At 59.7% G+C, this 18,728-nt stretch carries 22 protein-coding genes; all 22 read left to right on the plus strand.

Translation table 11 applies throughout. From position 1 onward, the window contains the following. The first annotated feature begins 85 nt into the window (after window positions 1-85). Window positions 86-466 carry a hypothetical protein gene (locus ACZCWR_RS07430; RefSeq protein ID WP_487303055.1) on the plus strand — a complete coding sequence of 127 codons (381 nt, stop codon included), beginning with the start codon at window positions 86-88 and terminating at the stop codon, window positions 464-466. A gap of 55 nt (window positions 467-521) precedes the next feature. Then, window positions 522-791 carry a BrnT family toxin gene (locus tag ACZCWR_RS07435; protein ID WP_487303056.1) on the plus strand — a complete coding sequence of 90 codons (270 nt, stop codon included), beginning with the start codon at window positions 522-524 and terminating at the stop codon, window positions 789-791. Continuing rightward, window positions 775-1,077, plus strand: a complete 303-nt coding sequence (locus ACZCWR_RS07440; protein ID WP_487303057.1) for a BrnA antitoxin family protein — start codon at window positions 775-777, stop codon at window positions 1,075-1,077. The genes ACZCWR_RS07435 and ACZCWR_RS07440 overlap by 17 nt, the downstream gene beginning before the upstream one ends. A 339-nt stretch (window positions 1,078-1,416) precedes the next feature. After that, window positions 1,417-1,629 (plus strand): HNH endonuclease, encoded by a 213-nt coding sequence (locus ACZCWR_RS07445; RefSeq protein WP_487303276.1) that lies wholly within the window; start codon window positions 1,417-1,419, stop codon window positions 1,627-1,629. A gap of 228 nt (window positions 1,630-1,857) precedes the next feature. After that, window positions 1,858-2,334, plus strand: a complete 477-nt coding sequence (locus ACZCWR_RS07450; RefSeq protein WP_487303058.1) for a terminase small subunit — start codon at window positions 1,858-1,860, stop codon at window positions 2,332-2,334. 2 nt (window positions 2,335-2,336) lie between these two features. Continuing rightward, window positions 2,337-4,049: a terminase large subunit gene (locus ACZCWR_RS07455; protein ID WP_487303059.1), complete on the plus strand. Its 1,713-nt coding sequence runs from the start codon at window positions 2,337-2,339 to the stop codon at window positions 4,047-4,049. A 194-nt stretch (window positions 4,050-4,243) separates the two neighbouring features. Next, complete coding sequence (locus ACZCWR_RS07460) at window positions 4,244-5,497, plus strand: phage portal protein (RefSeq protein WP_487303060.1); 1,254 nt, start codon at window positions 4,244-4,246, stop codon at window positions 5,495-5,497. Next, entirely contained in the window at window positions 5,494-6,453 is a 960-nt protein-coding gene (locus ACZCWR_RS07465) for a S49 family peptidase (RefSeq protein WP_487303061.1), read from the plus strand. Before ACZCWR_RS07460 ends, ACZCWR_RS07465 begins: the two co-directional genes overlap by 4 nt. Before the next feature lie 83 nt (window positions 6,454-6,536). Then, a complete protein-coding gene (locus tag ACZCWR_RS07470; RefSeq protein ID WP_487303277.1) occupies window positions 6,537-7,844 on the plus strand; it encodes a phage major capsid protein in 1,308 nt (435 codons plus the stop codon). Next, window positions 7,845-8,030, plus strand: a complete 186-nt coding sequence (locus ACZCWR_RS07475) for a hypothetical protein (protein ID WP_487303062.1) — start codon at window positions 7,845-7,847, stop codon at window positions 8,028-8,030. Between the two features lie 6 nt (window positions 8,031-8,036). Continuing rightward, window positions 8,037-8,600 carry a hypothetical protein gene (locus ACZCWR_RS07480; RefSeq protein ID WP_487303063.1) on the plus strand — a complete coding sequence of 188 codons (564 nt, stop codon included), beginning with the start codon at window positions 8,037-8,039 and terminating at the stop codon, window positions 8,598-8,600. Continuing rightward, window positions 8,600-8,923, plus strand: a complete 324-nt coding sequence (locus tag ACZCWR_RS07485) for a phage head closure protein (protein ID WP_487303064.1) — start codon at window positions 8,600-8,602, stop codon at window positions 8,921-8,923. Before ACZCWR_RS07480 ends, ACZCWR_RS07485 begins: the two co-directional genes overlap by 1 nt. Beyond that, complete coding sequence (gp17, locus tag ACZCWR_RS07490) at window positions 8,913-9,266, plus strand: tail completion protein gp17 (protein WP_487303065.1); 354 nt, start codon at window positions 8,913-8,915, stop codon at window positions 9,264-9,266. Before ACZCWR_RS07485 ends, gp17 begins: the two co-directional genes overlap by 11 nt. Window positions 9,267-9,333: 67 nt before the next feature. Continuing rightward, window positions 9,334-9,798 carry a phage tail tube protein gene (locus ACZCWR_RS07495; RefSeq protein ID WP_487303278.1) on the plus strand — a complete coding sequence of 155 codons (465 nt, stop codon included), beginning with the start codon at window positions 9,334-9,336 and terminating at the stop codon, window positions 9,796-9,798. Window positions 9,799-9,839: 41 nt separating this feature from the next. Continuing rightward, on the plus strand, window positions 9,840-10,175 hold the full coding sequence (locus ACZCWR_RS07500; protein WP_487303066.1) for a hypothetical protein: 336 nt from the start codon (window positions 9,840-9,842) through the stop codon (window positions 10,173-10,175). A gap of 26 nt (window positions 10,176-10,201) precedes the next feature. Then, window positions 10,202-10,579: a phage tail assembly protein T gene (locus ACZCWR_RS07505; RefSeq protein WP_487303067.1), complete on the plus strand. Its 378-nt coding sequence runs from the start codon at window positions 10,202-10,204 to the stop codon at window positions 10,577-10,579. Continuing rightward, window positions 10,576-11,076, plus strand: coding sequence for an HK97-gp10 family putative phage morphogenesis protein (locus ACZCWR_RS07510; RefSeq protein ID WP_487303068.1), 501 nt, complete (start codon window positions 10,576-10,578; stop codon window positions 11,074-11,076). Before ACZCWR_RS07505 ends, ACZCWR_RS07510 begins: the two co-directional genes overlap by 4 nt. Then, window positions 11,069-13,813 carry a phage tail length tape measure family protein gene (locus ACZCWR_RS07515; RefSeq protein ID WP_487303069.1) on the plus strand — a complete coding sequence of 915 codons (2,745 nt, stop codon included), beginning with the start codon at window positions 11,069-11,071 and terminating at the stop codon, window positions 13,811-13,813. Before ACZCWR_RS07510 ends, ACZCWR_RS07515 begins: the two co-directional genes overlap by 8 nt. Then, complete coding sequence (locus tag ACZCWR_RS07520; protein ID WP_487303070.1) at window positions 13,810-14,169, plus strand: phage tail protein; 360 nt, start codon at window positions 13,810-13,812, stop codon at window positions 14,167-14,169. The genes ACZCWR_RS07515 and ACZCWR_RS07520 overlap by 4 nt, the downstream gene beginning before the upstream one ends. Further along, entirely contained in the window at window positions 14,166-14,855 is a 690-nt protein-coding gene (locus ACZCWR_RS07525; RefSeq protein WP_487303071.1) for a phage minor tail protein L, read from the plus strand. Before ACZCWR_RS07520 ends, ACZCWR_RS07525 begins: the two co-directional genes overlap by 4 nt. Further along, window positions 14,856-15,608 (plus strand): C40 family peptidase, encoded by a 753-nt coding sequence (locus ACZCWR_RS07530; protein ID WP_487303072.1) that lies wholly within the window; start codon window positions 14,856-14,858, stop codon window positions 15,606-15,608. Next, on the plus strand, window positions 15,596-18,718 hold the full coding sequence (locus ACZCWR_RS07535; protein WP_487303073.1) for a phage tail protein: 3,123 nt from the start codon (window positions 15,596-15,598) through the stop codon (window positions 18,716-18,718). Before ACZCWR_RS07530 ends, ACZCWR_RS07535 begins: the two co-directional genes overlap by 13 nt. Window positions 18,719-18,728 lie beyond the last annotated feature (10 nt).

Genomic DNA, 18,728 nt, shown 5'->3' on the forward strand with positions numbered 1-18,728 from the left:
GGTGCTTGGATGTGCTTTGGCTATGGACGTATGCAAGAGGTAGCGAAATGAATGTTACAAGAGAGGCGGCATGACGGGTACATGTATGGCCATGGATGAGATTGATGCGGTGCTGCTTGAATGGTACGAGTGGAGCGAATCATATCGGCCGGCGGTCGGATACGGACGCGCAGATCCGTCGTTTCGGCAATGTAAAAGCAGTCGCCAGTGGATGTCTTACGAGGAGCTCGATGAGGTCGTTGATAGTCAGTTGCGTTCGGCCACGGGCGAAGCGGTCGAGCCCATCATCCGGACGTTAGCGCTCCCTCATCGCGTTGCTGTTATGACGTCAATGCGCAACTTTGCAGCCGGGGCGACTGTGTTCCGGAATCCTCGTAGCCCCGGGACGCAGGAGAGCGACTACGCCGAAGCCAAGGCGTTCATGCGTCCCGCGTTGCTCGCAAAGAACCTAATTCGTAGGCGCTAACGATGTCGCTACAAATATTTCTTGCGTGATACAATAACGTAGCTACATTTATCAAATGGACATCACGTACGATCCGAGTAAGAACGAAGCGAATATTGCCAAGCATGGCATGTCGCTCCAGTTGGCAGAGGTGATCGATTGGTCGGCAGTCTCGTCCTACGTGGATGCTCGTCGCGATTACATGGAGGTGCGTGAAGTCGGCTTCGCTCCGATCGGCACGCGCCTCTACTGTGTGGTTTTCACGCAGCGTGGCGAGACTATGCATGTTATTAGCCTTCGCAAGGCAAACGACCGAGAGGTGCGCAACTATGCCCAATTCGATTAAGACGCGGTCGGGCCGCGTGCTCGAACTCCCGACACCCGAGGAAGACGAGGCAATCAATCGCGGCATCGCCGCAGATCCGGACACGTACGAGGTGTCGGACGAACAATTCAAAAAGATGAAGCGGCGTGGCGAGCGCGGTCGACCGCGCCTCGACTCGCCCAAGGTGCTGCTATCCGTGCGCTACGATGCGGACATCGTTGAAGCATTTAAAGCGTCGGGCGATGGCTGGCAGACACGCATGAACGACGCGCTGCGTGAATGGTTAAAGACGCACCAACCTGCTTGATCGGTGGCTCTAGAGAACGGAAAGAATGAATTCGTGCGTAGTTCATAAAAGCTATTGCACATACGAGACAACTGAAGCAAAATAACTATGTGGCGGCAGAGTTGCGCCCAAAGAAAGCTCACTCGGTTCGCCGCGTGGGCTTTTTGCATTGGAGCGAGTCTCGCGCTATAGCCTCATTTGAGGCTAGTTCATAGAACACTCTGTTGCAACATGCGAATGTCCAAGCTCCGGATGCTCAAGCCTCGACTGGCAAATGCAAGGGCGGGTCGATTGACTGTACTAGAAGTGAAAGCGGGATCGACGCCGCGCGTGCGTGGACGCAAATGGATGACGACCCGCATGCGCATTGCCGTTCGCGACAGCTTCTGCTGCGCGCATTGCGGTCGAGGATGGAATGACCGCATTGATCATGTCGATCACCGTGTTCCACTTGAAGCTGGCGGTAGCAACGACGACGCGAACCTGCAATTGCTGTGCGTGGACTGCCATGCGCGCAAGACCGCAGCAGAAGCCGCAGTACGCTTCGGACAGCCTCGGTGCAGATGGCGCTAAGGGGAGGGGGTATCGAAGGTCTGGGGACTTTTCGACGCGGACACAGAGCGTTCTCTCACGCACAGAAAAAATCTCCCTTCAACAAAAAATGTTAAAGCCTTTAACATGGCCCTAATTAACTAAACACCTTTACTGGCGGGGCTTTGAGCCAATCCGGCCATGTTAAAGCGATGTTAAAGATGTTAAAGGGATGTTAAAGCAGGACCGACTATTTGGAGGGGTTGATTTGTGGCGCTAACCAGCAAAAAGCGGCTGTTCGCCGACGCTGTGTTGGCGGGTAAGTCGAATAAGGAAGCGGCGGTTCTCGCCGGCTACAGCGTGAACACAGCGTCGGCTGCCGGGGCACGACTTGCCAAGGAAAAGGACGTGGTGCTTTATCTCGCCGTCGCTCGCATCGCCAGTGATTCGAAGTTGCCAAAGAGTGAAGGACCCGTGCGCGACGAAGATCAGCAGTCTGAGTTCGATCTCGCGGCGGTGATGAACTTTCGTGATCCCAAGGCATTCTTGATTGCAGCGATGAATGACCAGGAAACGGAGAAGAAGCTACGTGTGGACGCCGCAAAGGCACTCATGCCTTTCGTGCATCACAAGCTCGGCGAAGGCGGTAAAAAAGAGCAGCGTGACCAGGCAGCGAAGAAGGTCGCGAGCAAATTTGCACCTGCGCCGCCACCGAAGCTCGTCGCTGCGGGTGGCAAGAAGGTGTGAGCATGGAATGGACGACAGCCTGTCCTGACTGGGAAGCCCGTTTAGTAGAGAGGCGATCGATCATTCCGGCTCCAATCTATCGCGATGAGGCCGCTCAGGCGCTGGCGATCTTCAAGGAGCTGCGCATTGTCGATCTACCCGGCAAGCCCACGTTCGGCGAATGCAGCGAGCAATGGGTGTTCGATTTCGTCTCGGCGATCTTTGGCGCGTACGACGCCGAGAGTGGCAATCAGTTAATCCGTGAATTCTTTTTGTTAATCAGCAAAAAGAACACTAAGTCGACGATTGCCGCTGGGATCATGCTGACGGCAGTCATCCGTTGCTGGCGGGAAGAGGAAGAGCATTTGATCCTGGCGCCGACGAAGGAAGTTGCCGACAACAGCTTCAAACCGGCTGCCGGGATGATCCGCGCTGACGACGAACTAACGGCGCTCTTTCACGTGCAAGACCACGTTCGGACCATCACGCACCGCGTGACACGCGCATCGTTGAAAGTCGTCGCCGCAGATACCGACACGGTTTCCGGCAAGAAATCAGGGCGCATCCTGATCGACGAGCATTGGCTCTTTGGCAAGAAGGTAAACGCCGAAAGCATGTTCATGGAAGCGACGGGCGGTCAGATATCGCGCGAAGAAGGATGGGTCGTGATCCTGACGACGCAGAGCGACGAGCCGCCGGCGGGCGTCTTTCGAGAAAAGCTGAACTATTACCGCAACGTGCGCGATGGGAGGATAGTCGATCGCAAGTCGCTCGGAGTACTCTACGAGTTTCCGGCCAAGCTGATCGCATCGAAAGCCTATCTTGACCCGGCCAACTTTTACGTCACGAACCCCAACATTGGGCGCTCAGTCAGCGCCGAGTGGCTCGAGGACCAGCTGCGCAAGATCCAGCACAAAACGGACGGCAGCTTTCAGCAGTTTGTGGCGAAGCATCTGAACGTCGAGATCGGTCTGAATTTGCGTTCCGATCGATGGGCAGGTGCCGATTTCTGGGAGGCGGCCGCGCGTTTGCCGGGACTCTCGCTTGCAGAATTGATGAGGCGTTGCGAGGTGATCGACGTTGGTATCGACGCTGGCGGTCTGGACGACCTGGTTGGGCTGGCCGTGCTTGGGCGCGAGAAGGACAAGCGCAATTGGCTCGCTTGGACACACGCGTGGGCCCATCCGTCTGTGCTCGAACGGCGCAAGGAAATAGCGTCCAGGCTTCGCGACTTTGAAAGCGATGGAGACCTGACGATGGTTGCACAGATCGGCGACGACGTACGCGATGTCGCCGACATCGTCTCGACGATTTATGAGGCTGGCTTACTCGACAAGGTGGGCGTGGATCCCGCCGGTGTTGGAAGCGTGCTCGATGCTTTGGCTGACGTTGGAATACCTGACGAGAGGGTGGTTGGCATTTCGCAGGGCTGGAAGCTCACCGGGGCAATCAAGACTGCTGAGCGCCGTCTCGCGACTGGGCGCGGCGCTAGAGACGATGCGGCTGAAACAGTCTCTGACGGCGCCCTGATACATGGTGGTCAGCCACTCATGGCGTGGTGCGTGGGTAACGCACGCGTCGTGCCGGTTGGCAACAGTGTGAATATCACGAAGCAAGCCAGCGGGACCGCAAAAATCGATGCGTTGATGGCGCTTTTCAACGCCGTGACGCTGATGTCGCTCAATCCTGCAGCGCTCTACGGTGGCTCAGTGTATGACCAGGGGGTAAGCGTTTGAATGCAATTGGTGTTGCGGCATGGGCTGCCGGAGTGCTCGGGTTTGGGTTGCTGGTGGCGGGCGTAGTGTTGATCAGCGTGCCGGCCGGATTCATTGTGGCCGGCCTGTCTCTGTTGTTCTGGGCCTTCTTGGCCGACCGGGCTGCTGCGCGCATTGCGCAGGCGGCGCTCGCGACGCAAACAAAGGGGTAGTGGGTGTTTTTCAGCAAGCATTTGCTGTCCAACCGGGGGCTGTCCCAGATGGGCTCGGGCGCGTGGATCTCTTCACTGCTCGGTAGCGCGCGCTCGGAGTCGGGGCAAGTGGTGAGCACGGCAAGCGCTCTGTCGCTTACGGTTCTGCAGAACTGCGTCACGTTACTTGCGGAGAGCATCGCGCAGTTGCCGATCGAGTTGTATGAACGTTCGGGAGAGGAGCGTAGGCCAGCGGTCGATCACCCGTTGTATTCAGTTCTGAAGTATCAACCGAATCCGTGGCAGACGCCCTTCGAGTACCAGGAGCAATCTCAGATCGCGGTCGGACTTTGCGGAAACAGCTATAGCTACATCGATCGTGATCCTCATGGCGAGATTCTCGGACTGTATCCGTTGGATCGCAGGGTTGTCCGGGTCTTAAAGAGTGATGACCTGACGCCCGTCTATGAAATCAACGGTTGTGATCGAATACCGCAACGCCTGATTCATCACGTTCGCTGGTTGTCGATGGACGACTACACCGGTGTATCGCCCATCTTGCTTCACGCAAACGCGATTGGGCACGCCCAGGCCATCCAGCAATATGCCGGCAGATCGTTCCTGAATGGTACGGTGCTCTCAGGGGTGATTGAGCGCCCGAGTACGAGCACGCCGTTGAAGGAGCAGGCGAGCGTGGACCGGGTAACGGATGGCTGGAATGCGAAGTTCGGCGGTTCAGGCAATGCGAAAAAGGTTGCGCTGTTGCAAGAGGGGATGACCTTCAAACCACTGTCGATGACGAATGTCGACGCAGCGCTCATCGACGCACTGCGCCTTTCGACACTGGACATTGCGCGGATGTACAAGATTCCAGCGCACATGGTTAACGAGCTCGAGCGCGCCACGTTCAGCAATATCGAGCACCAGGGAATCCATTTCGTCATTTATACGCTATTGCCATGGGTCAGGCGGCACGAGCAGGCGAAAATGCGCGATTTGCTGCTGCCGTCGGAGCGCAAAAAGTACTTCATCGAGTACAACCTCGCGGGTCTGCTTCGCGGGGATCTTTCGTCGCGTTACGCGGCTTACGCTGTTGGGCGGCAGTGGGGGTGGCTTTCGATCAACGACATCCGGCGTCTGGAGAACATGCCGCCAGTCGAGGGAGGGGATGTCTATTTGAGTCCGCTCAACATGGTGGATGCATCCAAACCGTTGCCACCAGAGAACGCCAGAGCCACCAAAGCACAAATCGAAGACGTCGGAAGGATGTTGGCGTGAAATCACATATTAGACTTGCAAACCTGATTTTTAATCAGCCGCAGCTCGTGAGCGACCAGATGATGTCGCTGGCTGTTCAATGGGCCAACCAAGCGCTGCACCTGAACATCGTCAACCTGACGGTGAATGGCACGCAGCCGAGGCTCATGGACGATGACGACATCGGTGGCGGTGCGCAGATGATGAGCGCGAGCGATCGCCGCCGTGCGGTGGTCGCCGATATGGGGTTGAACATCATCCCGGTGTCGGGCATCCTCGTCTCGCGATCCGCGCATATGAACCCCTGCGAGCCCATGACCAGCTACGAGAGCTTGCGTTCATGCATCAATCAGGCGGTGGCAGATCCTGCGGTCGAACACATCATTCTCGACATCGACAGCACCGGCGGCAGCGCGACGGGTGCGTTCGAGCTTGCCCACGACATTCGCGCGGCCACGAAACTGAAGCCAATCACGGCGATCGTCAATTTTTCGGCCTTCTCTGGCGGCTATCTGATTGCCGCCGCGGCATCGCACGTGATCGTGAGCCAGACCTCGGGCGTGGGTTCGATTGGTGTGATTGCGAAACACCTCGATGTCTCCAAGCGCGACGAGCAGCAGGGCATCAAGGTCACATCGGTGTTCGCCGGCGACCAAAAAAACGATCTCACGCCACATGAGCCGCTAAGTGACCAGTCGCTCGAGCGCCTGACGAGCATCGTGCAAACCAGCTACACGCAGTTCGTCGACGCGATCGCAGAATTCCGCGGGCTGACCACGCACGCGGTCAGGGACACGCAGGCGGGTGTCTTTTTCGGCAGGGGCGGCGTAGCGGCAGGGCTGGCCGACAGCGTCGAGACGCCTCAGGCCGCTGTGAACCGGATCGCAGCGGAAATTGGTGCCTCGCGTGCGCAGCGCAAGCCGAGTCGAAGCGTTGCCGCGCGTGCAGCAGCGATGAACATGCGAAACCACTACTAAAACCACCTGATTCGCACTTGAGCGCGTTCGCGTTTAAGTCCAGTACTGCCGCCTGCGAGCGGCTTTTTTTTTGGAGATCAATGTTGAACATCAATGAACTTCGCCGCGAACGCGCAAGCATCAATAAACAAGTGCAGGCACTGGCCGCAATCGAAGCGGGCGACGTTGCGTTGTCGGCTGAACAACACGCGGAATTCGAGAACCTGAGCGCGCAGTTCAAAGAGATCACGGCGCAGATCGAACGCGCGGAAGCAGCCGAGCGCATGGCCGTGGCCGCCGCTGTACCAGTCGATCCTACGCCCGCTGCCGTGAGCGCTGCGGGGGCGTCGAGCATCCCGGTGCAACCGAAAGTGCCAGAGGTGAAGGGTGCGAAGATGGCGCGCATGGTACGCGCCCTGGCGGCCGCGCGCGGCGATGCGCAGCTCGCCTCGAAGCTCGCGATCGAGCGTGGTTTCGGGGAGGAGGTCGCCATGTCGCTGAATACCCTCACCTCGAGCGCGGGTGGCGTGCTGGTGCCAACGAACCTGTCGAGTGAAGTAATCGAGTTGCTGCGTCCGAAGTCCGTCGTACGGAAGCTCGGTGCGCGCACGTTGCCGCTCTCGAACGGCAACATGACCATTCCGCGACTGAAAGGCGGCGCTATCGTCGGCTACATCGGCGCGGATACTGATATTCCCGCGACGCAACAGCAGTTCGACGACCTGCAGCTTCGCGCGAAGAAGCTTGCCGCACTGGTGCCGATCGCCAACGATCTGCTCAAGTATGCCGGTGTCAATCCGAATGTAGACCAGATCGTCGTGAGTGACCTCACGAGCGCGATCGGTGCGCGAGAAGACAAGGCGTTCATCCGTGACGACGGGGCAGCGAACACGCCCAAGGGCTTGCTGCACTGGGCGATCGTGGGCAACAAGCTGGCCGCAAGCGATGGCTCGACGATCCAGAAAGTCGAGACCGACCTGAACAAGGTAATTCTCGCGCTCGAAGGGGCCGACGCGAATATGGTGTCGCCGGGGTGGATCATGGCGCCGCGCGTGTTCCGCTTCCTGTCGAGCATGCGCGACGGCAACGGCAACAAGGTCTATCCGGAGCTCGACAGCGGGATGCTGAAGGGTTATCCGGTCGGCCGGACGACGCAAGTACCCGTCAACTTAGGCAAGGACACGAACGAGTCGGAGATCTACTTCGTGGATTTCGGCGACGTGTTCATCGGGGAGGAGGAGTCGCTGGAGATCGACTACAGCAAGGAGGCTACGTATAAGGACACTGACGGCAATGTCGTCAGTGCGTTTCAGCGGGACCAGACGTTAATCCGTGTGATCGCGAAGAACGACTTCGGCCCACGCCACGTCGAGTCGATCGCCATGCTGACCGGCGTGAGCTGGGGTGTGTAAATGAAACTGGTCCGAATCAAGCGTCACCACCGGCAGTACACGCCAGGCGACATCACCGGATTCGATGAGGAGCACGCTCAAAAAGTCATCGATCTGGGAATCGCCGACGGGTACGCAGTTGAGTCGAGCGATGCAAAGGGGTCTGAAAAGCGCGTTGCAGCCAAGACCGCTGCTGCACGGAGCTAACTCGGCATGGCCGCAGTTCTTGTGGACTACCTGGACGATGCGGAGCCGTTGAGGTTTGAAGACGTCGTCGTTCAGTGTCGGATCGACGACGATGATGAGCGGGATTTTATCGAGCGCATCGTGATCCCAGGGGCGCGCCAAGCGGCGGAGAGCAAGTCGGGGGCGGCCATCCGACGAGCCCGGTACGTCGAGCGCATGACGAGTTTCCCGCCAAGTGCTTTCCCGCTTTCAGTCGGACAGGTTCTGAGCGTTGAAAAGTTGCAGGCCCGTGGCACATCGGGTGAGACGACGCTGGATGCGAGCACCTACGAGCTCGTCCAGCTCGGTCGCGAGACGCTGCTCGCGCCGATGAACGGGACTGAGTGGCCCGATTCGGGCGCTGTCACCATCACGTATCAAGCCGGGATCGACCTGACGCGTTATCCATCAGTGCGGTCGTGGATGCTGCTGGCCGCTGCATGGGCGTACGACCATCGCGAACTGTTTGCGAGAGGCCAGGGCGTCACGGCGATCCCGGATGGTTACGCAGACGTGCTGCTCGCACCCATCTGCGTGCCGACGAGGTTCTGATGGAGGCGGGTCGTCTGAATTGTCGCGTGATCATTGAGCGTCGTGTGGTCGACTCGGACGGCGAGTCTGTCAGGTGGGAGTTTGTCAAAAATCCGAAGGCGTACGTGCGCATGCTGAGCGGTAAGGACGTGATTGCAGCGGATGCGCCGATGAGTCAAGTGAAAGCGAGCGTGCGCATTCGGTACCGCAAAGCGCTATGCCAGGCTCTGCGCGGAGGCATGCGCGTCACGGTCGCAGATACGCTCATGCGTATCGAAGCGGTGCTGCCGGACCTCTTGCGACACGAACACATTGATCTCGTGTGTGTGAGCGATGATCGCTGAAGATCTTGTGAGTAAGGCGTTGGCGCATCTTGCCGATGGTCACGTATTCGCCGATGTAGCCGATCAGGGCACCAGCCCGCCGTGGATTGTGTATCAGGTGGCGGGCGGCGAGTTCGCGGTGGATTTAGAGGGCACCCTGCTGGACACGTGTTGCACGCGCGTGCAGGTGGCGGTGTGGCATAAGACGGCACGAGGTCGATCGTCCCTTATGCGACAGGTTGTGCGCGCACTGCTCGCTGCGGAGGCGGGCGCTGTTCCGATCGGTGCGCCCTCGAACGTGTTTGAGCACGAAACACGCTTGTTTGGCAGTCGCGTGGACGTGAAGGTGTGGTGCAAGTTTTAACTGGCTAGAGAAGGGTCGAGCCGCCTGTAAAGGCGGCATTTTAATGTCTGAAAGGAGGGCAATCGTGATGTCAGACACACGAACGTTGCAGGATGAAAGCAAAAACCAAAAAAGTTCGACCGCGGTCCCATCGCAAAAGACGGTGCTGCACTATCGAGCCGCATCCGGTACGGTCGACTGGACGCAGGTGGCGAACCTGACCGACGTGTCGGGCTTCAATGGCTCAGCGAACATGGCAGACGTCACGCGCCTGGACAGTGATGGCAAGGAGAAGCGTCCGGGCCTGCAGGACTGGGGTCAACTTGCAATCGCCCTGCTCATCAATTTTAAAGAGCAGTCTCACAAGGCGCTGCTGGAAGCCAAACGCAACGGCGCGCCGCTCGACTTCAAACTGACCCTCTCGGACAAATCCACGATTGAATTTACGGCGTTCGTGAAAGACTTTCCGATCTCGGCGAAGGTAGATCAGTACGTGTCGGGCACGGTCACTCTCGAAATTACGGGCGACATCATTGTGACGCCGGGTCAATAAGCATCACATCAATGAGCACGGCATAGCCGCGAATAAAATCTATGAACAAGGAACAGATCCTCGCGGCTTTCGCGCCGCAGATCGTTGAAGAATCGGTCAAGGAATTGGGTGGTAGAACGATGCGTTTCCGTGAACTGTCGGGCGCCGCGCGCGATGCGCTGTACGACAGTGCTAGGAACGGCGGTGGCAATAGCGGTTTCGAAGCGGCGTTGATTGCTGCAACGCTCGTGGACGAGCACGATGCTCTACTTCTTGGCGAAGATCACGTGGCCGTCCTGTGCGTGGGTCGCGCAGCGTTGCTCGAAGAACTCGCGCAGATCGCGGTGCGCCTGAATGCGCTCGGTCAGCGTGCGCAGGAGGAAGCCTCAAAAAACTGAGGGCCGACCCGCGGGAATGGATGTGGATGCGCATCGCCTCGAAACTGGGCATGTCGGTGCGGCGCGCCAAGCTTGAAGTGTCGAGCGCCGAGTTTGCGAAGTGGGTCACGTTCTACGAGGACGAGCCTTGGGGCGAGCACATCGAGGATCTGCGGGTGGGCACCCTGATGAGCCTCCTATACAACATGAACAGGGGCAAGGACGCGCCGGCGCTGCGCGCAGCGGATTTCACGCCGTGGTCGGGGTGGTGCCGCGAGTCGCTTCAGGCGCAGGAACATGGTGGCGAGTGCGAGCGAGATGCGGACGAGATCGCCGCCTGCGCGTTTGGCATTGATTTGGAAGCGATCAAGCTCTCGGGCGGCAAGCGGGTCGTGGTACGCAAAGGCGAGGTGATCAGGGGATGAGTAAAAACTATCGTGTCGAAAATCTCGGCGCATTGACGGGGATGCTAGACAAGCTCGATGCGGTGGTGAGCGAAAGCACGCTTCGCCAGGCGGCGGTCGCCGGCGCGCGCGTGATTCATGACGAGGTCAAGCGTCGCGCGCCGATCGGTACGCGCACGGGCAAGCGCCGCGGTCAACCACATGCACCCGGCTTCTTACGGGATCACATGTTGATCGCGTACGACCAGCAAGAGTCGGTGCCGGGCAAGTACGCGTCCTACCTCATTACGTGGAGCAAGGATGCGTTCTACGGGCGCTTCGTCGAGCTGGGCAAGCGAAACGCGGTGAGGCTGACCGAGCGCACGCTTGCGCGTGCGATTCACGAGATCGAATTCGGTAGTTCGCGCACGCCGGCGCAGCCGTTCATTCGGCCGGCGTTCGACGCCACTAAAACGGTGGCCGTGCGCAAGATGGCCGAAGTCGTCGAAAAGAAGCTGAGGGAGGCGGGCGTTGTCTAATGAGCTTGTCACGCGGGTCAGTGTCGACGCAAGCGGTTTCGAAGCGGGCATGGAGAAGGTCAGCCGAGCGGCCAAGGGCTTCGTCGCCAATCAGGAGGCGAGTGCTCGCAAGTACGAGGCGTGTCAGCAGCAGATGGCGGCGAGCGGCACGCTGACTGCGCGCGCGCTCGAGGAAGCGGTAAGAGCGGGCAGTGCGGCGACGGCACGGCAGGTCAGCGCTGCAGTCAAAGGTTTTGAGAAGATTGCCGATACGGCCGGTAAGACGCGCTTTGATCTAATGCGGTTGAAGGCGGCCAATCTTGGTATCGCGGAGTCGGCGGAGCCGTTGATCGCAAAGGCCGAGGCAGCTTCGCGCGCCATGCATCACCTCGGAGCGGGGTCGGTAGCCGCGCGCCGAGAGTTATTTGTGCTCGGTCATGAGGCCATGCAGGGCAGTTGGAAGAACTTCATGGGCTCGTTGATGGTACTGGCTGAGCGCATCGACGTGCTGCCAATGTTGTGCGGCCCGGCGGGCGTCGCGCTCGGGGCCTTGGGAGCGAGCGCGTACGCGACCTATCATGCGATTCACGCGCTCACCGAACAGCAAGAGGCGCTCGATCGGGCGATGTTGCTCACGGGCAACTATGCCGCGCTCACGCAGGGCAAGCTGCAGGCGTATTCCGACATCATCTCGCGCCGTGTGGGCGTGTCGGTGAACGAAGCGCGCGATGCGCTGATGGCGCTTGCCAATTCGGGGCATGTGGCCGGCGCCGATATGCAACAAGCTGGCGAGAGCGTGGCGGCGTACGCGAAGGTCTCGAAGCAGTCGGTGGATGAGGTGGTGCATCAGTTCCTGCAGTCGTACGGTCATGCAACGGACTCGGCACGTAAATGGGCTGAGCAACATCATGATCTGAGCTTGGAGCAAATCAACCATATTCGCATCCTTGAGCTATCGGGCGACAAGGCAGGAGCATGGGCGGCGTTTGTGGAGGCGGCAAGCAAGAAGGCACGCGAGGCGGTGCAATCCGATAATCGCGACATGGCCGAGAGCTACGAGACGCTCGGTCAGAAATGGGATCGTTTCTGGCGGGGCGTCACGGGCAAGAGTGACGCTTTGGTGAAGGCGCAAGACAGGCTGGCGGCATTGCGCGCTTCGCTGCTTGACCCCGAGTCGAACCCGGGTGGGATGAATACGGCGGAGATCGAAAAGCAGATTGCCGAGGTTCAGCATCTCGTACAAACGCTGCTTGGCGAGGGTCAGAAACATGATCCGCATCAGAAGAGCGTCGAAGCATTCAAGTCGGTCATGGAGCATCACGCCGACTATATGAAATCGGCGCGTTTGCCGCAGGAAAAGCTCGCCGACGCCAACAAAGAGACGAACGAGTACTTCGCCGCGGTGAAGAAAGCGGGTGAGGCGGCGGGCAAGACGCGCGAGGAGCTCAAGGCGCTCGAGGCGGATCGCCAAAAGATGCTCGCCCATAACGCAGAACGCTACAAGCCGCACGAGAGAAAGACGCCCGAGCCGCGAGCAGATGCGGGGGCGCGGTATGTTGAGCATGTGCGCGAGCAGGGGGCGGCGCTCGAGGCGCAGTGGCACACGAACGAGAAACTCGTGGGTGCGCAGAAGGAACTGGCGCAGTTCAACGAGAAGACTGCCGCAGCCAAGCGGCATATCGCGAGCGCCGAGGAAAGGAGCCTGCTGCGCGATGAGAAGGCCATCCGCCTTGGGCTTGAACGCAATGTGGGGTTGGAGAAAGAAATCAAGCTGCGCGATGCGCGGGATAAGTTCGAGCAGCAGGCGCAGCACGTCCAGCAGAGCATGCGTGAATTCAGGCAGGCACAGGAGCAACGCTACGCGCGTCAGCTGGACGATCGCGATCCTGACCCGTTGCGCCGAGGCGCGCGGGGCGAGCTGAGCGAGGCGGCTACCCGGTATCAGAAGGCACTAGAGGATCTGAAGAAAGGCACGCCCGAAGCGCTGCTCAATGGCAGCGAATACCTTGCCAAAGTGACCGTGATCGAGCAGGAGTACAGCAAGACGATCGAGCAGATCAAGACGCAATACGAGGATCTCAAACGGGTGCAGGGCGACTGGGCGGGTGGCGCGAAGCGGGGTATCGCTGAGTTCTTTATCGACACGCAGGACAAGGCCGATGTAGCGCGCCGTGCGGTGGTAGCGCAGATGAGCCGCATGGAGGATGCGGTGGCAAAGTTCGTGACGACAGGCAAGTTCGGCGTGAAGGAGTTCGTCGCTAGCGCGCTCGCCGATCTGTCGAAGCTCGCGTTGCATCAGGCGATGGGTGCAATGTTCGAGAGCCTGCAGAAGTCTTCCGCCACGGGTTTGATCGCGCAGATTCTGAAGTATTTGCCCCATCATGCGCAGGGCGGGTTGATCGCGGGGCCTGGCACCGGCACGAGCGACAGCATTCCCGCGATGTTGTCCAATGGCGAGTATGTCGTGAACGCCGATGCGGCGCGCCAGCATCACGCGCTACTGGAAGCCATCAATTCGAAGCATCTGGCGCATTTCGCTGCAGGCGGTCCAGTGGGGAACTCGATAAGCGCCGTGCCGCGATCGGAGGGTGCGCAAGTGCATCTGCAGGTTCACTCGCACGCAGGCGCGGGACTGAGCGAGCGTGATTTGCGCGAGTTGCAGGCGATGGTGAGCGCCTTCGTCGATCAGAAGATCGCACGCAAGATCGGCGGCCAGGGTGGCCTGGCCAGCCTGATCTCTCAGGGGCATTTCGGATGAAGTCGGCAAAGCCCCGCCACACCTTCACCTGGTCGCCCGCCGTGGGCGTGGAAGGCGCGACGCACTATCACGTTCGCACGGTGCAGTTCGGCGACGGCTATAGCCAGGCGGTGCCAGACGGGATCAACAATATCGCCGACTCGTGGCCGCTGCGCTTTGTCGGTGATCGGTCTGAGATCCAGGCAATTCGAACCTTTCTCGATGCGACGCGTGGCAGTGAAACGTTCTTGTGGACGCCGCCGTTACGCACGCGAGGCTTGTTTCGGGTCGACGCGCAGCAAGGCGTGCAAACGTGCGCGCTTAGTGGCGATCTGTATTCGCTGAGCGTCACATTCAAAGAGGTATTCGAACCATGAACACGTTGCGAGCGGATGTCCAACGTTTGGAGCCGGGCGCGCTCATCGAGCTGTATGAGCTTGATCTCACGCGCTGGAGCGACGAAGTGCTTCGGTTTCACGCGCATGAGCACGGTGGCGTCATCAGGTGGAACGGGCACGAATTTGGCGCGTGGCCGATGCAGGTTTCGGGATTTGGGCGCACGAGCGACGCCGCTCAGCCGACGCCCACGCTGAGCGTAGCGAACCTCGACGGTTTCGTGTCGAAGCTGTGCACGAGGTGTGCGGATTTGGTTGGTGCGCCTGTGCGTCGGCGTCGAACGCTGGCGCAATATCTAGATGGCAGCCCAAGCGCGGATCCGAGCGCCGAGATGCCGGTTGAATTATGGCTGATTGAGCAGAAGACGCTCGAGACGCCGACATTGGTCGAGTTCTCGTTGAGTTCCGTCTTGGATCTGTCGGGCCGGAAGCTGCCGGCGCGGCAGATCATCGGTTCGGTGTGCCAGTGGCAATACCGCGGACCGGAGTGCGGTTACAAGGGGCCGCCGTATTTCACGCGTAACAATTCGCCGACAACCAACGAGAGAGAAGATGCGTGCGGCAAGCGCCTGGCATGTTGCAGGTGTCGCCACGGGGCAGGGGTCGAACTGCCGTTCGGCGGCTTCCCCGCAGCAGGGGTCGCAGGCGCTTTGGTGAGAATGCAGTAAATGGTTGTTGCCGATCACGTGCGCGCGGCAATCGAAACGCATGCGCTGCAGTGCTACCCGAACGAATCGTGCGGGCTGATTGTGGATGGCGAGTACGTTGCGTGCACGAATACCGCGGCCCATCCAACGCGAGACTTTGCGATTTCCGGCTTCGATTATGCGAGCGTCGAGGACAAGGGTGCGATCCAGGCAATCGTTCATTCGCATACCGACGCGAGCGCTTGGCCGAGCATCGTAGACCTGCTTGCCTGCCAAGCATCCCGTGTTCCCAATTGGATCATCGCGAGTGTGTGTGGCGACCGCGACGAGCAACCCGTAGTCGGTCGCCTTCATTGCTTCAGCCCAGCTGCAGACGACCTCCCCCTCATTGGCGCACCTTTCGTGCATGGGGCGAGTGATTGCTATGGCGTCGTACGTCGCTATTACCGCGCGGCGCTCAGTGTCGATCTGCCCGATTTCCCACGATCGGGAAAGTGGTGGAACGATGGCCAGTCCTCGCTTTATCTCGACAATTATGAAGCAGCCGGTTTCATGAGCGTCGGTCGCGACGCCACCTTGCACGTGGGCGATGTGCTGCTTATGTCGATCGCCAGCCGCCGTGGCGTTCCCAATCACGCCGCGGTCTATCTCGGCGAAGACGAGATCCTGCATCACCTCTGGAATCAATTATCGCGGCGCGAGCCTCTGCCGCGTTATGGGACGCACGTCACGCATGTGCTGCGCCACATCGAGGCAGTCGAATGGAACAGATAGCGGTGCAGCAGATGGTACGGTCAATCAGGCTATATGGGAGTCTGGGCGCGAAGTTTGGCCGCGAGCATCGATATGTAGTGCAATCGCCGCGCGACGCGTTGCGTGCGCTGGGCGCGATGATTCCCGGCTTCTGGCAGGAGCTTTATCGAAGCGGTGAGCGAGGCTTGCGCTATGCCGTGTTTGTCGGCCAACGCAATGTGAGCGAGGCCCAACTCGATTGGCCGGCGGGCAGCGAGCCGATTCGGATCGCTCCGATCATTACGGGCAGCAAGGCGGGCGGATTGTTCCAAACGATTGCCGGCGTGGCGCTCGCGGCCGCCGGTGCCGCATCGCTGTTCTTCGACAATCCGTACGGCATCAACATGATGCTTACGGGGGGATCGTTGGCCTTGGGTGGTATCGCGCAGATGCTTTCTCCGCAAACCCCTACGCCGCCGGCAAAAAACCAGCACGGCATGCCTGGCATCCAGAACGTGGTCGCGCAGGGCGGTCCCGTGCCGCTGCTCTACGGACGCATGCGGGTAGGCTCGACCGTCATCAGCACCAGTGTGCAAGCTGTGGATGCGCCGGCGAGGGGGGGGCTGCAAGCGTGCGCGGCGACACGGCAGACGCCTGATGAGATCGAAGAGCAAAAGAACACGCCCCTCAATAGCAGGCTCACCTGTACGGTGGTCGATCTGATCGCCGAGGGCGAGATCGGGGGGCTTGCCAACAATATTGGTCCTATTCCGCCCGACTGGTTCCCGCTTTACTCGGTCTATCTGGATGATGTGAGGGTCCTGAACGACGGTGGCAGTCGTAACTTCCAGGTCGATAAATTTGACTTCCGCAGTGGTGCAGTTGAGCAACAAGCGGTGGATTGGGTTACCGCCGCGGCAAACGAGACGCCGGTCGGCGTTGAGCTGCGCCGACATCTGGCGGATATCGAGGAGAATGGCAAGACAAGAAAGGTCACTCAGTTCACGCCGTGGTTACTTGAAGTAGCCGAGCCAGACGTCGATGAAGTGGATGTCACCCTGCAGGTAAGTGATCTGTGGTGGGACTCGAACAAAGGGCATACCAACGCAAGCGTCAAATTCAGATTCTCGCCAAGTTATGTCCCAGCGCAAAAGGATACGCCCGCGCCGGTGCCGGAAGAGCGGAAGATCGCGGGTACCTGCCAGGCCTACTACAAGACCTTCACATTTCCCGTCAGCATCACGGGTGGCGCACGGTTCAGATTGACGCTCACGCGCACCGATGAGATTGACCAGGGAAAGAATGCGGGCAAGGAGCACGGCACAGTGCATGTGGTGAGTTATACCAAGCGCCGCACCGGCAAATTCAAATATCCGGCAAGCGCGCTGGCGGCCTTGCAGATCAGTTCCGAGAAATTCGAGCGCGTTCCGGTTCGCTCGTATGAGGTGAAGGGGCTGCTGGTCAATGTGCCGCGCAATTATGACCCGCAGACGCGAAAGTACGACGGCACCTGGGACGGTACGTTCAAGCGGGCGTGGACGGACAACCCGGTCTGGATCTTTAGAGACGTGCTGCTCAATCGCCGCTATGGCGCAGGTGCCTGGGTGCGACCGGAGATGGTCGATCCCTATTCCTTGTATGCGATCGGCAGGTATTGCGACGAGCTGGTGCCGAACTGCGCCGGTGGCACGGAGCCGCGATTCACATGCAACTGCTATATCACCTCGCGCACGCACGCGTTCGCGCTGCTTCAGCAACTCGCCAGCGTGTTTCGGGGGATCGCGTACTGGAGCGCAGAGCACGTCTGGGGATCGGCCGACATGCCGAGTGATCCCGTGTACGTGTACAACCCGGCCAACGTCGTGAACGGGATCTTCAAGTACACGGGCAGTTCGCTGAAGTCGCGGTACACCGCGGCGATGGTGACCTGGTGCGATCCGCTCGACGGGCATAAGCGCGCCGTTGAAAGCGTCGAAGACGTTGATGGCATTGCGCTATACGGCTACAACGCGGCGGAATTCACGGCCTTTGGATGCACGAGCCGCGGGCAGGCGCAGCGCGCCGGGCATTGGTTGCTGCAGACCTCGCGCCTGGAGACCGAGACCGTCACATTCAGTGTGGGGCTGGATGGGACTCTCGCGCTTCCTGGACAGATCATCGAGATTGCAGATCCGTTGCGCTCGGATGCGCGCTCAGACTTCTGCTCGGGTGGGCGGATCCGCGAAGCGAGCGGCGCCCGGGTGGTGCTGGACCGGGAAGTGGAGGCGCAACCCGGGGACTGCCTCACGGTGGTGCTGCCCGATGCTCGAGCGCGACGTGTCGAAATTGCGGGCGTACGCGGAGCAACGGTCGATATTGCTTCGCCGCTTGAACAGGTTCCAGTGCGGGGCGCAGCTTGGAGCGTGCGGTCGGGCAGCGCCACGCAGCAGCGCTATAGAGTGGTAAGCGTGTCGGAGGCGCAGGACGGCACAAGCTTCAGTATCACCGCGACGCGTTACGCGCCGGAGAAGTTTGCGGCGGTAGACAATGCGGCCATCACCAACGAGATTCACCACGCCTATGTTCCGATCGCGCCACCGGCGAACGTGAAGATCCAGGCGGTTGCGGGACCCGAGGCGAAGATGGCCGCGAAAATCTCGTGGGACCTGGTTGACGGCGCAAAACAATACCACCTCGAATGGTACGCGCCGAATGGAGAAGTCACGAAATCGACTGCGCAGAGTGGAGATCGGGAGTCGATGTTCCATGACGTCAAGCCAGGCGCCTATACAGTCAAGACGTACGCCGAGGCGTGGGACAGCCGTCTGTCGACGATGGTCCAGAGCGCCTGTGTTTTGCGCGGCTTGGTCTATGTCAAAGATGCCGGTTCGGTGCGGGTTGGCGGCGTTGTGGCGTTTAACGCTGAGCTCGAATATGTGTGCAAGATTCCAGAATTCCTGGTCGAGATCCGGCTAGGCGAGACGCGGGACTTCCGTGCAGCGACTGACACTGCCTGGGGAAGAAAGAACGATTCCATAGTTTCAGTGAGTCGAGGGGCCGAGGGTTATGCATGGTTGCGGGTTCGTTACGGTACGTCGTCGGTGAACCCGCGCGAGCGCAGTGAGAGCGAATGGTTTCCGAGGGAAACGCAAGCCGGTATTCATTTCGGTTAAGGGGAGCAGT

The sequence above is a fragment of the Caballeronia sp. A2-2 genome (assembly GCF_057612605.2).

Bases quoted from the DNA above. Each gene is read 5' to 3' on its own strand.
- ACZCWR_RS07485 (WP_487303064.1), top strand. From the start codon at position 8,600: ATGGAGGCGGGTCGTCTGAATTGTCGCGTGATCATTGAGCGTCGTGTG.
- ACZCWR_RS07535 (WP_487303073.1), top strand. From the start codon at position 15,596: ATGGAACAGATAGCGGTGCAGCAGATGGTACGGTCAATCAGGCTATAT.
- ACZCWR_RS07435 (WP_487303056.1), top strand. From the start codon at position 522: ATGGACATCACGTACGATCCGAGTAAGAACGAAGCGAATATTGCCAAG.
- ACZCWR_RS07480 (WP_487303063.1), top strand. From the start codon at position 8,037: ATGGCCGCAGTTCTTGTGGACTACCTGGACGATGCGGAGCCGTTGAGG.
- ACZCWR_RS07530 (WP_487303072.1), top strand. From the start codon at position 14,856: ATGGTTGTTGCCGATCACGTGCGCGCGGCAATCGAAACGCATGCGCTG.
- ACZCWR_RS07510 (WP_487303068.1), top strand. From the start codon at position 10,576: ATGAGTAAAAACTATCGTGTCGAAAATCTCGGCGCATTGACGGGGATG.
- ACZCWR_RS07475 (WP_487303062.1), top strand. From the start codon at position 7,845: ATGAAACTGGTCCGAATCAAGCGTCACCACCGGCAGTACACGCCAGGC.
- ACZCWR_RS07505 (WP_487303067.1), top strand. From the start codon at position 10,202: ATGCGCATCGCCTCGAAACTGGGCATGTCGGTGCGGCGCGCCAAGCTT.
- ACZCWR_RS07455 (WP_487303059.1), top strand. From the start codon at position 2,337: ATGGAATGGACGACAGCCTGTCCTGACTGGGAAGCCCGTTTAGTAGAG.
- ACZCWR_RS07445 (WP_487303276.1), top strand. From the start codon at position 1,417: ATGCGCATTGCCGTTCGCGACAGCTTCTGCTGCGCGCATTGCGGTCGA.
- ACZCWR_RS07495 (WP_487303278.1), top strand. From the start codon at position 9,334: ATGTCAGACACACGAACGTTGCAGGATGAAAGCAAAAACCAAAAAAGT.
- ACZCWR_RS07430 (WP_487303055.1), top strand. From the start codon at position 86: ATGGCCATGGATGAGATTGATGCGGTGCTGCTTGAATGGTACGAGTGG.
- ACZCWR_RS07500 (WP_487303066.1), top strand. From the start codon at position 9,840: ATGAACAAGGAACAGATCCTCGCGGCTTTCGCGCCGCAGATCGTTGAA.
- ACZCWR_RS07520 (WP_487303070.1), top strand. From the start codon at position 13,810: ATGAAGTCGGCAAAGCCCCGCCACACCTTCACCTGGTCGCCCGCCGTG.
- ACZCWR_RS07440 (WP_487303057.1), top strand. From the start codon at position 775: ATGCCCAATTCGATTAAGACGCGGTCGGGCCGCGTGCTCGAACTCCCG.
- gp17 (WP_487303065.1), top strand. From the start codon at position 8,913: ATGATCGCTGAAGATCTTGTGAGTAAGGCGTTGGCGCATCTTGCCGAT.
- ACZCWR_RS07525 (WP_487303071.1), top strand. From the start codon at position 14,166: ATGAACACGTTGCGAGCGGATGTCCAACGTTTGGAGCCGGGCGCGCTC.